The organism is Rhodococcus sp. 14-2496-1d (assembly GCF_002259365.1).
Lineage (GTDB): Bacteria > Actinomycetota > Actinomycetes > Mycobacteriales > Mycobacteriaceae > Rhodococcoides.
On sequence record NZ_NPFV01000018.1, the window covers coordinates 584,379 to 596,011 of the forward strand.

The window sequence follows — 11,633 nt, forward strand, 5'->3', positions numbered from 1 at the left end:
CTCATGTACCCATGACTCTCAGCCTGCTGCTCAGCTTCGCCGGTGTGTGTTTTCTGCTGGCGATTCTGCCCGGGCCCGATTCGTTTCTGGTGCTGCGTTACAGCATCGGCGGTCTCAAGCCGGGCATCGCGGCGGCGATGGGCGTCGCGATCGGTGGACTGTTCTGGGCCGTGCTGGTGGCCGTCGGGCTGGCGGCGATCGTCGAACAGTCCGCGACGGCGTATCGCGTCGTCAAGATTCTCGGCGGACTGTATCTGCTGTACCTGGGCGTGAAGGCTTTCCGCGCCCGACGGAAGAACAAGGTGGCCGGTGAGCCGCTGGTGCCTGTCGCTGCGTCTGCGTGGTCGGCGTTCGGCGCCGGAGTTCTCTCGTGCGCGCTCAATCCCAAGGTCGGGCTGTTCTACCTCGCAGTGGTGCCGCAGTTCCTCACCGTGGTCACCTTCACCGGTGCCATGACGCTCGGGCTGGTCGAGGTGGTGGTGGCCGCTCTGGTGATGGGAGTGTTTTCCGTTCTCGCCTCACGTGCGGTCGCGCTGCTGCGCAGGCCTGCGGTCACCGACTGGATCGACCGCATCAGCGCCGGAATCCTGGTCGCGCTCGGCGTCGGCACCGTCGCATCCTCGGCCTGAGTCAGGGAATCGGCAGCATCACGTTTCACGACTGACGGGCACTGGTGCGCGGCCTGGATCTCGCACACACGCGCGCGCACTTGCCATAGGCACGCAGATTCGTGACGCGAAACCACTCGCGTTCAGCAAACGCGCGCGCGTTTGCGAGGACCAGAGGGGGCTAGCCGATCACGGCTCGAGGTCCGGCTCGCCCACATCCCAGCCGCCGCGTCGGATGCGCAGGATGTAGACCAGTTCGTTGCTGCCGAACGCCTCGACGGTGGTGAACCGTTTCGGCTCGGTGTTGACCTCGGGATTGCGTGCGTGAGCTTCCTCGTAGAGTTGGGTGGCTCGGAGATCGGCCAATTCGACGCGGGTCCAGAAGTCGTCGGACTGCACCGAGTAGACCAGCCTCGGCGCGCCGTCGGTGACGTGTGCGACGTCGATGTCGTCATCGTCGGAATCGGAGTCCTCGAGGTCCAGATCGAGGTCGTCCTCGGAATCGGTGTCCTGCTCTGCGTCGGTTCCGATCAGATAGACACCCGCCTGCAGGTCACCAGCGGCGACCGTCATGTACTCGGCGTAGTCGCCGGTGTCGATTCCGTCCACGTCCATGTATGTACGGTAGCCATGTGCTGCTTCGTTCACTGAACCCACTCGCCGTTGCGCGGGGAGACGATATTCCCGACGCCATCACGATCGACGGAGTCTCCCTCTCTCGTGCCGATATCCTGGGCGCGGCGACGTCCGTGGCCGAGCGCATCTCACGAGCCGACCGCCTCGCGATCTACGCGACGCCGTCGGTGAAGACGGTGCTCGCCGTCGTGGGTGCACTGATCGCCGGTGTCACCGTGGTACCCGTTCCGCCCGATGCCGGGGTGGCCGAACGTGAGCACATCCTCCGCGACTCGGGCGCGCAGGCGTGGCTCGGTGAAGCGCCGCCCGCTACCTCCGGCCTCGATGTTCTGCCGGTGCGTCAGCATGCACGGTCGTGGCACAGCTACCCCGAACCGCTGCCGTCCTCGGTTGCGTTCGTGCTGTACACCTCCGGTACCACCGGCCCGCCGAAAGGCGTCCTGATCTCTCGCAGCGCCATCGCGGCCGGGCTCGACGCGTTGGCGCAGGCCTGGGCATGGACGTCGAAAGACACTGTGGTGCAGGGGCTTCCGTTGTTCCACGTGCACGGCCTCATTCTCGGTGTCCTCGGCCCGCTTCGGGTGGGCAGCCCGCTGATCCACACCGGTAAGCCGACGCCGGAGCTGTACGCGGCCGCACGCGGATCCCTGTACTTCGGGGTGCCGACCGTATGGTCGCGCATCGCCGCGGACGAGGACTCGGCCCGCGCTCTTGCCGGTGCCCGTCTGCTGGTTTCCGGCAGTGCCCCGCTTCCGGTCCCGGTGTTCGAGAAGCTGCGTGAACTCACCGGCCAGGCTCCGATCGAGCGATACGGCATGAGCGAAACCCTCATCACCATCAGTACCCGCGCCGACGGGGAGCGTCGAGCAGGCTCGGTCGGACTGCCGGTTGCGGGCGTCGAGACACGGTTGCGCGGTGAGAAGGGCGAAATCCTGCCGCACGACGGCGAATCCATCGGAGCGTTGCAGATCCGCTGCCCGATGCTGTTCGACGGCTACCTGAACAACCCCGAGGCGACGGCGAAGACCTTCACCGAGGACGGGTGGTTCGACACCGGGGACGTCGCTCTCATCGAGCCCGACGGCTTCCATCGAATCGTGGGACGAGCCTCGACCGATCTGATCAAGTCCGGCGGATATCGCGTCGGCGCAGGGGAGATCGAGACGGTGTTGCTGGGGCATCCGAGCGTCGACGAGGTGGCCGTGGTCGGTGTGCCCGACGACGATCTGGGTCAGCGCATCGTCGCGTTCGTCGTCGGCACCGATGTGGAGGATCGGGTGCTGATCGATCTGGTGGCCACCGAGCTGTCGATTCACAAGCGGCCCCGCGAGATTCGCGTCGTCGACTCCCTCCCGCGTAATGCGATGGGGAAGGTGCAGAAGAAGCTGCTCGGCTGACGCTGTTGACGTCATAGGTTAGGCATGCCTATCGTTTTGAGCCATGACCGCACCTGCGCCCGCAATCGCCATCGGTGCAACCCAGCTCGAGACCGGCACGATCGAGGCCGCGACGCGTCGTGAGTTCCTCATCGGCAGCGTCGCCATCGCGGCCCTGCTCGCCGGATGCGGTACCGGTGAGGAGCAGGCCTCGGGCGACGAGACGGCCGCGGACGGATATCCCCGCACGATCGTCGACGACGCCGGTGAGTCCGTCGTGATCGACCGTCGGCCACAGCGGGTGGCGTGTGTGGCCAACCTGTGGGATCTGGACACGGTGCTCGCGCTCGGTGTCGTCCCCGTGCAGTTCGGAGTGCGTGAGGGCTTCGCCGAGATGACCGGCGCACCGAACCGGTCGTGGGAATGGCACGAGAACGCCCTCACCGAACTCGGCGGGTCGAGTGAGCGGATCTCCCTCGGCGAGTCGATCGACACCGAGCGCATCGCCGCGGCCGAACCGGACCTCATCATCGGAGACGACGGGGTGGCCGAGTCTCGTTCCCAGCTCGAATCGCTCGCCCCGGTGCTTCAGATCGCGTACTTCGATTGGCGACGCAACCTGCAGATCATCGGCGACGCACTCGATCGGCGAGATCGCGCGGACGAGCTCATCTCGGACACCGAGGCGAGGATGTCCGCCGCGCTCGAAGGCCTCGACGTCGCAGGTGCGACGGTCGGTCTGATTGCCGCCTACGACACGTCGACGTTCTACGGACTCGGTCACGAGTCGATCCCTGCCGTGGATCTGTTCCGGCGGGCCGGGTTCACGACGGTCGCCGCCCTGTCCGACGGAGCGACCGCCGACGCCCCGCGCCCCGAGTTCTCCGCAGAGAACGCCGACATCCTCGCCGATGCCGACGTGCTCGTCGTGTTCGACTTCGGCTCGACCGGGATCGTCGATACCGAACTGTTCACCTCGTTGCCGAGCGTCGCAGCGGGCCGGGTGGTGGTGCTCGAACAAGGTGAAGTGGCTCAGGGCTTCTCGACGTTGAGCCCGCTCAATCTCGACATCTGCATCGATGTGGTCCGCCGCGCAGCCGAACTGCTCTGATGAACGCCGTCGTCAGCAGGAGTGCGAGGCGGCGGTTAAATTCGAGAGATGACCACTATCGATGGTGCGCGCATTCTCGTATTCGGTGCCAGTGGCGGTCTCGGCGGTCCGATCGTCGAGCAGCTCGCGAAGGCCGGTGCTCGGCTGACCGTGAGCGGCCGGAGCATCGAGTCTGACCACCACACGGTGAATGCCGATCTGACGCTGCCTGATTCGGCTCGCTCGGTGGTCGCGGAGGCCGTCGAACACCACGGCGGACTGGACGGGATCGTCATCGCCGCAGGTGTCGTGGCGTTCGGGCCGGTCACCGACGTGGACGACGACACCGTCGACGAACTGTTGCTGCTCAACTATCTCGCACCATTGCGGGTACTTCGAGAAGCGCTGACCACGCTGGATCAGGGCGGGTTCGTGCTCAACATCAGTGCCGTCGTGGCCGACAAGCCGATGCCGAACATGGGTGCCTACTCGGCGAGCAAGGCCGCGGTGACGGCACTGCTGAAAAGCGTTCGTACAGAGGCACGTAAGTCGAAGATAAGAATCGTCGACGTGCGTCCGCCGCACACCGAGACGGGTCTTGCGACGCGGCCGATCGCCGGGCAGGCACCGAAACTGCCCCAGGGTCTGACGCCGGAGGCGGTGGCGGAACGTATCGTCGCGGCGATCACCGACGACGAAACCGACGTCGGCGCAGACCAGTTCTCTTAGGCTATTGTCGGCACCGTGACCGAGACACATGTGACCGACGCGGGCAGAAGGCTCGTGCGTCGTCGCACCATCGATCTGTGCCTGGTCTGCACTTCTTCCTGTTCGTAACTGTCGATCGAACCCAGCCCCGACGAGCTACGTGCTCCTCGGGTTCTTCCGGCAACCTTTTTCGACGAACAGGATCACCCATGACCACATCTGTGTCCCACCTCGGCGGCATCATCGCCGCCACCGACGAGGCCGTGCAGGCCGACGCCAAGAACGCCCAGGCGGTCTTCCGGGCCTCGGTCACCGCGCACGATGCCGTCGCCAGCACCGTCACCCTGGGCAAGTACAGCGTCGAGGTCGACGAGCCGCCCGCCCTCGGTGGTGAGAACAAGGCGGCCAACCCGCTCGAGTACTACCTGGCGTCACTGCTGTCCTGCCAGGTGGTCACGTACCGCGTCTGGGCGGAGAAGCTCGGTATCGTCGTCGACGACATCAAGGCCAAGGCCGAGGGTGACCTCGACGTTCGCGGATTCTTCGGTTTCGACGACAACGTTCGTCCCGGATTCGGTGAGGTGCGCGTCGTCGTGACCGTCACCGGTCCCGAAACCCGGGAGCGGTACGAGGAGCTGCAGAAGGCCGTCGACGACCACTGCCCCGTGCTGGATCTGACGCGCAATCCCACCCCGATTCACACCGTTCTCGAAACGGCCTGATGTCATGAGCGAACGGACATTCGGCCTGCGTACCAGAGCAATTCACGCCGGAGCGAGACCTGACCCTTCCACCGGTTCGCGCGCGGTGCCGATCTATCAGACGGCGAGCTACGTGTTCGAGAATTCGGCGGACGCGGGCGATCTGTTCGCTCTGCAGAAGTACGGCAACGTCTACAGCCGCATCGGGAACCCCACCGTCGCCGCCTTCGAGGAGCGCATTGCGAGCCTCGAAGGCGGTATCGGGGCGGTCGCGTTCGCCAGTGGGTTGTCGGCCGAGTTCGCGGTGTTCGCTGCGCTTGCCGGTAGCGGAGACCACATCGTTGCCGCGGCCGGACTCTACGGCGGCACGGTGACCCAGCTCGATGTGACCCTGCGCCGCTTCGGCGTCGAGACCACGTTCGTTCCCGGCACCGATCCGGCGGATTACCAAGCGGCGGTGACGGATTCGACCAAACTGATCTACGCCGAGATCATCGGCAACCCGTCGGGCGAGATCGCCGACCTCGAGGGTCTCGCCGCCGTGGCCCACGATCACGGAATTCCGTTGGTGATCGACGCGACGATGGCGACTCCCTGGCTCAGTCGGCCCATCGAATTCGGTGCCGACATCGTGATCCACTCGGCCACCAAGTTCCTCGGCGGACATGGTTCCACCCTCGGGGGAGTGGTGATCGAATCCGGTCGATTCGATTGGGGCTCGGGTAAATTCCCGCAGATGACCGAACCGGTCGCGTCGTACGGCGGGCTGTCGTGGTGGGGGAACTTCGGCGAGTACGGCTTTCTGACGAAGCTGCGCAGCGAGCAGTTGCGCGACATCGGGGGCGCATTGGCACCGCAATCGGCATTCACGTTGATCCAGGGAGTGGAAACGCTGCCGCAACGGATGGACGCGCACGTGGGCAATGCCCGAGTGGTCGCCGAGTGGCTCGATCACGATTCGCGTGTCGACTACGTGAGATGGGCTGGCCTGGAGGGCCATCCGCATCACGACCGGGCAGCGAAGTACCTTCCCGCCGGTCCCGGTGCGGTGTTCGCTTTCGGAATCGACGGTGGCCGCGAGGCCGGGCAGGCGTTCGTCGAGAGCGTCCAGGTCGCCAGCCACGTCGCCAACATCGGTGACGTGCGCACGCTGGTTATCCACCCGGGCAGCACCACGCACCGACAACTGACCGACGAGCAACTGCGCGGAGCAGGTGTCGGTCCCGAGCTGATTCGTATCAGCGTCGGCCTCGAAGACGCCGAGGACATTCTGTGGGACCTGGATCAGGCCCTGACGCTGGCAACAGGAAAGGCTCGGTCATGAGCGAACGCACCTGGCAGGGCCCGTCCGCGCCGCAGCGGCAACGCATCCTGCGAGAGACGAAGACCGTCGCGATCGTCGGTGCGTCGAAGAACCCCTCGCGGGCAAGCTACTTCGTCAACCGATACCTCTCGTCGACGAGCAACTACGAGATCTTTCTGGTGAACCCGACGGTCACCGACATCGAAGGAACGACGGTATACCCCACACTCGCCGAACTACCGAAGCCGCCGGATCTGGTCGACGTGTTCCGCAAGTACGACGACCTTCCTGAAGTGCTTTCGGAAACCATTGCAGCGCAGGCGAAGACGATCTGGCTTCAGCTGGGGCTGTGGCACGAGCAGGTGGCCAACGACGGCGAGGCAGCGGGATTGAACGTCGTCATGGATCGGTGCCTCAAGATCGAACACGCCCGATTCCACGGGGGATTGCACCTGGCCGGATTCGATACGGGAGTGATCGATTCGCGTCGGACACGGGGGTAGGCGCGCGTACGCCTCACCACGTGAGGACGGTGTTGTCCTCGAAAACCAGTCCGGTGGGTCCGTCGGCGTCGAGGGTGGCGAGTCGAATCGCCACGGCCGCACCCTCGTCCGGCGATCGCGTTCCGCGGAATCCATTGAAGTCGGTGGCGACGTGCCCAGGAGCTGCTCCGTTGACCTTGATCGGGGTATCGGCAAGGTCTCGGGCGTAGTGGACGGTGAGGGCGTTCAGAGCGGTCTTCGAGCTCGAATACGCCATCGATGGCGTGCCCACCCATGCGCCGTCCTCGCCGATGGAACCGCGCTTGCTGGTGACGTTGACGATCCGACCGGCCGGGGACTCTCTCAGTAGCGGCAGGAATGCGTTGGTCACATCGACGACGGCGAAGACGTTGACGTCGTACACCTTTCGCAGATCCGACGAATTCTCCTCGATAGGGCGGTGATAGCCGACGTTGATGCCTGCGTTGTTGATCAGAGCGTCGAGGTGGCCCACTTCGGTGTCGATGTGTCGGACGGCCTCGTCGATGTCGTCGGCCGAGGTGACATCGAGCCGAATCGGGCGTACGTCTCCGTCGATCCCGGTGGCCGCGGTGACGCCCCCGGCGAGATCTCGCGAGCCCAGATAGACGACAAACCCCTGGGCGGCGAGGCCGCGGACGATGGCAAGGCCGATGCCTCGGTTGGCACCCGTGACCAAAGCAGTGTGTGTTGTCATATCAACACCATGCACCCGGTTGTGTTGTCATGTCAACAGGTCGGTGGATAGGGTGGCGCAATGACGCTGTTGAACGAATCCGAGATGGCCCTGTGGCACGCGTGGAAGCGGGCGCAGGACGCCGTATGGACTCGCGTCACCGCGGAGATCGCGGACAGAACTGGCTTGTCGGATCAGGACTTCGCGGTTCTGACCCGAGTGCACGAAATAGGGCATGGGGTGCTGCGGCAGAGCGCATTGGCGGCGTTGCTCGAGTGGCATCGCAGTCGGCTGTCGCATCATCTGACCCGAATGGCCGACCGCGGACTGATCACTCGTCGTCCGGTCGACGGGGGAGTGGAGGTAGTTCTCACCGAGGTGGGGCGCGACGCCGTCGTGCGCGCGCGGCCCGTTCACGCGGAGGCGGTCAGACGGTATCTGCTCGACGCGATTCCGGCTTCCGAGCGAGTGGTGTTCGAGCGCATCCTTGCCGGCCTCATGCTTTCAGCAGGCGACCACTGATCACGGTGGCCAGTGCACGTGGAGCAAAACGGACACTGCCGGCGCTGATCTTGTTGGACAGGCCGGACACGATGCTGGCGGGGGTGCGGCGAGAGTCCAACGCGCGCAGAGCCGTCGCGACCACTTGCTCGGAGGTCTGGAAGTTGCCCACCGCGGCGTCCTCGGATCCGACGACGTCGAAGAACTCGGTGCGGGTAGGGCCGGGGGAGAGCGCGAGAATCTTCAGCAGCGAGGCGCGGTGCTCGAAGGCCAGCGCTTCGGTGAAGTTCAGGACGAATGCCTTCGTTGCGCCGTAGACGGCCATGTTGGGTGTGGGTTGGTACGCGGCGGTACTCGCGACGTTGATCAGTGCGCCGGTCAGGTTCGGCAGGAATGCGTGAGTGAGGTCGACCAGCGCACTGATGTTGAGGGCGATCTCTGCGGCCACGCGCTTCGGATCCTCGTCGGCGAACTTCCCGTGCGTGCCGAAGCCTGCGTTGTTGATCAGTGTGGTGGGTGTGATTCCCCTGTCCGCCAATGTGGTTCGAAGGGTTTCGCCGATGCCGGGGACGCCAAGATCCATGGCTACGACGGTGGCCGTCACCCCGTGATCGGCTTCGATGCGCCGTGCCAGGGCGTTCAGTCGATCGGCGCGTCGCGCCACGAGGACGACGTTCTCGCCGCGTGCGGCGAAGCGGGTGGCGAATTCCTCGCCGAGGCCCGAACTTGCTCCGGTGATGAGCGCTGTGGAAGTCATGGCTGCCAATGTAGGCAGTGTCAGCATTGTTGTCAACGCCAACATCGCCTAGGGTGAGGTCATGGCAACGCAGCGCTACCACCATGGCGACCTGCGCGCGGTGTTGCTCGACGAGGCCGAACGGAGCATCGCGCACGGCGGGGTCGACGCGTTGTCGCTTCGGCAACTGGCCAGAGATGTCGGCGTCAGTCACGGTGCTCCCGCGCGCCACTTCCGCGACAAGCAAGCGCTGTTGGATGCGCTGGCCCTGCACGGTTTCGAGGAACTGAACCGCCGGATGGTCGCCGCGGCAACTGGGCCCGGTGAGCTGATGGCTCGGTTTCGTGCAGTCGCTCGCGCCTACCTCGGATTCGCGGTCGAACATCCGGAGTTGCTGGACGTCATGTACAGCACCAAGCATCATCCCGACGCCAGCGAGAAGCTGAAAACTGTTGCGCACGAAAGCATGACCGCCACCGAGGCATTGCTCAGCGAAGCCATCGCCGCAGGTGTGATCACCGAGGCTCCACCCGAGATCCTCGCGCGGGTTGCTTTCGCGAGCGTGCACGGACTTGCGATGCTGGCCACCGGGGACCTGCTCGACGGCGTCGCGATCGAGGATCTTCTCGACGCGACCGTCGACACGCTGCTGCGTGGGTTCACCTAGGTTGAACGGCATGACCGAATACGACCTGCAACGCTTCGTCGACGCCCAGGACCCCGTCTGGACCGCGGTAACGAAGGAACTGAAGGCGGGACGCAAGCAGACACACTGGATGTGGTTCGTGTTCCCGCAGTTGGCGGGACTGGGGCGTAGCGCGACCGCTCAACACTTCGGCATCGCCGATCTGACCGAGGCGGAGCTCTACCTCTCGCACGAAGTGTTGGGCCCCTCGCCTGAAGAAGGCAGCAAGGCTTGTGGCAGCTGTCGAGGGGCGGACGGTCGACGAGATCTTCGGCTATCCCGACAACCTGAAGTTGCATTCGTCCATGACGCTTTTCGCCGAAGCTACCAAGGGTCCGTCCGTATTCGGCGAAGTGTTGCAGAAGTATTTCGCCGGTGAATTCGATAGCCCGACACTCGACTTGCTCGACGAGCGATACCGCTAGCATCGCATCCATGACGACTCCACTCGCCGGATCCATTGCCTTCGTCCACGCCAGCTGGCACTTGGACATCGTCGATCGCGCGAGAGTGGGATTCGCTGCCGAGCTGAAGAATCTCGGAGAAACCGAGACGACTGTCGACGTGTTCGAGGTACCCGGGGCCTTCGAGATCCCACTGCACGCACAGCGGCTCGCCAAGACGGGCAAGTACTCCGCGATCGTCGCCGCTGCACTGGTGGTGGACGGCGGAATCTACCGACACGACTTCGTCGAAACGGCGGTCATCGACGGCCTGATGCGAGTGCAGCTGGACACCGACGTGCCGGTGTTCTCCGTGGTGCTGACGCCACACCACTTCCACGAACACGCCGACCACAACGCCTTCTTCACCGCCCACCTCGAAACCAAAGGCGCAGAAGCCGCACGGGCTGTGGTGAAAACCCTGGCGTCACTGGGGACCATCGGCTGACGCTCGGCGGGCAATCCTGTGTTCGACGAGTATGCGGTGCTCGAGGAGCTCGAACGACGAGAGCCGATTTTCCATCGCCGTGAGTTTGGCATCACGCGTGAGGATTTCGATCGCTTGACGGACGTGGGTTTCTGGGAGGTCGGTGCGTCGGGCAGGCGATACGACCGCGAGCACGTCTGGGCCGTTCTCGAAAAGCGATACGCATCCGACCCCACCGGGCAACTCGATGTCGACTGGACAGCCAGTGAATTCGAGCTCCGAGAAATTGCCTCGAATACGTATTTGCTGACCTACATTCTCGAGCAGGGCGGCCGATCCACCCGCAGGATGACGTTGTGGCAACGCCGCGCGGGTGATTGGAAGATCCTCTATCGGCAGGGCACGCCTGTATCCGATACCACACCTCACCGACAGGTTTGGAAGACTGAATAGTCAAGCAGCGCAATAGTTTTCGATTCAACCATGGTTGTCAGTCGAACGCACGTTCGATACACTTCATGGCATGACCACAGCGATCTGGCAACTGAGCGAGGCAGAACTCCTCGCCGAGTCTGCTGCGGTCTCCCACCAGATCCAACTGCTCGAAGCCCGGCGCATCGCTCTCGTCGCCGACATCGACACCCGCGTCTCACGGGAGAAACTCGGATTCCCCGGCCCCGCAGGCTGGCTCACCTCCACCACCCTGCTCTCGGCGGGTAAAGCAAACAAGATCGTCGCCCTCGCCCGCGGACTGAAGAACTTCCCCGACATCGCCGACGCCGTGAACGCCGGCGTCATGACCGTCGACCACGCCGCGTTGATCCTTACCTTCGCCGAAACCCCACCGAAGAACCTCCCCCAAGCCGGGCAGGACATGGCCAGGAAGGCGATGATCACCGCCGCCACCGGACCCGAAGCACGCACCGACCGGATCCGCGAAGCGATCACCAGACTCCACGACACCTACGGCGGCAAGACACCACCCGCCGAGGACACCGACCGCAACGAACTCTTGGCCTCCAAGACGTTGAACGGCCGGCTGGTACTCAAAGGAGACTTCGATGCGATCACCGGCGAGAAGCTGCTCACCGCACTCTCACCGCTGACCGAACCACGACCCGCCGCCGACGGCGACGAGACACCCAAAACCGGAGACGACCGCAGCCCCGCCAAGCGACGAGCCGACGCCTTCGGACACATCCTCGACCAGTACCTCGCCTCC

15 protein-coding genes and 1 pseudogene are annotated in these 11,633 nt (G+C 64.6%); 13 read left to right on the plus strand and 3 right to left on the minus strand.

Features of this window, described 5'->3' with window-relative positions; genetic code table 11:
- Positions 1-11 precede the first annotated feature (11 nt).
- On the plus strand, positions 12-629 hold the full coding sequence (locus CH296_RS16385; protein WP_094685199.1) for a LysE family translocator: 618 nt from the start codon (positions 12-14) through the stop codon (positions 627-629).
- Between the two features lie 168 nt (positions 630-797).
- Here the strand turns inward: CH296_RS16385 and CH296_RS16390 are convergent, their stop codons facing one another.
- Positions 798-1,223 carry a hypothetical protein gene (locus CH296_RS16390; protein ID WP_045199197.1) on the minus strand — a complete coding sequence of 142 codons (426 nt, stop codon included), beginning with the start codon at positions 1,221-1,223 and terminating at the stop codon, positions 798-800.
- Positions 1,224-1,225: 2 nt separating this feature from the next.
- On the opposite strand from CH296_RS16390, the gene CH296_RS16395 reads away from it, so the two are divergent.
- The 6 genes from CH296_RS16395 (at position 1,226) to CH296_RS16420 (ending at position 6,925) form a co-directional block, all read left to right on the plus strand.
- Positions 1,226-2,641, plus strand: coding sequence for an acyl-CoA synthetase (locus CH296_RS16395; RefSeq protein ID WP_094685200.1), 1,416 nt, complete (start codon positions 1,226-1,228; stop codon positions 2,639-2,641).
- 43 nt (positions 2,642-2,684) lie between these two features.
- Positions 2,685-3,731, plus strand: a complete 1,047-nt coding sequence (locus CH296_RS16400; protein WP_094685201.1) for an ABC transporter substrate-binding protein — start codon at positions 2,685-2,687, stop codon at positions 3,729-3,731.
- Between the two features lie 48 nt (positions 3,732-3,779).
- Positions 3,780-4,439 (plus strand): SDR family oxidoreductase, encoded by a 660-nt coding sequence (locus tag CH296_RS16405; RefSeq protein ID WP_032394076.1) that lies wholly within the window; start codon positions 3,780-3,782, stop codon positions 4,437-4,439.
- 188 nt (positions 4,440-4,627) lie between these two features.
- A complete protein-coding gene (locus CH296_RS16410) occupies positions 4,628-5,140 on the plus strand; it encodes an OsmC family protein (RefSeq protein ID WP_094685202.1) in 513 nt (170 codons plus the stop codon).
- Positions 5,141-5,144: 4 nt separating this feature from the next.
- Positions 5,145-6,443, plus strand: coding sequence for an O-acetylhomoserine aminocarboxypropyltransferase/cysteine synthase family protein (locus tag CH296_RS16415; protein ID WP_094685203.1), 1,299 nt, complete (start codon positions 5,145-5,147; stop codon positions 6,441-6,443).
- Positions 6,440-6,925, plus strand: coding sequence for a CoA-binding protein (locus CH296_RS16420; RefSeq protein WP_094629585.1), 486 nt, complete (start codon positions 6,440-6,442; stop codon positions 6,923-6,925). The genes CH296_RS16415 and CH296_RS16420 overlap by 4 nt, the downstream gene beginning before the upstream one ends.
- Positions 6,926-6,938: 13 nt before the next feature.
- On the opposite strand, the gene CH296_RS16425 is transcribed toward CH296_RS16420, so the two are convergent.
- Entirely contained in the window at positions 6,939-7,640 is a 702-nt protein-coding gene (locus CH296_RS16425; protein ID WP_068053041.1) for an SDR family oxidoreductase, read from the minus strand.
- Positions 7,641-7,700: 60 nt separating this feature from the next.
- On the opposite strand from CH296_RS16425, the gene CH296_RS16430 reads away from it, so the two are divergent.
- Complete coding sequence (locus CH296_RS16430; protein WP_094629587.1) at positions 7,701-8,141, plus strand: MarR family winged helix-turn-helix transcriptional regulator; 441 nt, start codon at positions 7,701-7,703, stop codon at positions 8,139-8,141.
- Here CH296_RS16430 and CH296_RS16435 read toward each other — a convergent pair.
- On the minus strand, positions 8,116-8,877 hold the full coding sequence (locus tag CH296_RS16435; protein ID WP_068053047.1) for an SDR family oxidoreductase: 762 nt from the start codon (positions 8,875-8,877) through the stop codon (positions 8,116-8,118). The two genes, CH296_RS16430 and CH296_RS16435, sit on opposite strands and share 26 nt — an antisense overlap.
- Before the next feature lie 61 nt (positions 8,878-8,938).
- Between CH296_RS16435 and CH296_RS16440 the strand changes: the two genes are divergently transcribed.
- The 5 genes and pseudogenes from CH296_RS16440 to CH296_RS16460 form a co-directional block, all read left to right on the plus strand.
- Positions 8,939-9,523, plus strand: a complete 585-nt coding sequence (locus CH296_RS16440; RefSeq protein ID WP_094629588.1) for a TetR/AcrR family transcriptional regulator — start codon at positions 8,939-8,941, stop codon at positions 9,521-9,523.
- A gap of 10 nt (positions 9,524-9,533) precedes the next feature.
- A pseudogene (locus tag CH296_RS16445) lies at positions 9,534-9,966 on the plus strand (DUF1810 domain-containing protein).
- 10 nt (positions 9,967-9,976) lie between these two features.
- Complete coding sequence (locus CH296_RS16450; RefSeq protein WP_094646999.1) at positions 9,977-10,432, plus strand: 6,7-dimethyl-8-ribityllumazine synthase; 456 nt, start codon at positions 9,977-9,979, stop codon at positions 10,430-10,432.
- Positions 10,433-10,468: 36 nt separating this feature from the next.
- Positions 10,469-10,864: a DUF4440 domain-containing protein gene (locus CH296_RS16455; protein ID WP_256980479.1), complete on the plus strand. Its 396-nt coding sequence runs from the start codon at positions 10,469-10,471 to the stop codon at positions 10,862-10,864.
- A gap of 70 nt (positions 10,865-10,934) precedes the next feature.
- Positions 10,935-11,633, plus strand: a 699-nt coding sequence (locus CH296_RS16460; protein WP_143546371.1) for a DUF222 domain-containing protein, incomplete at its 3' end; no start/stop codon positions are given.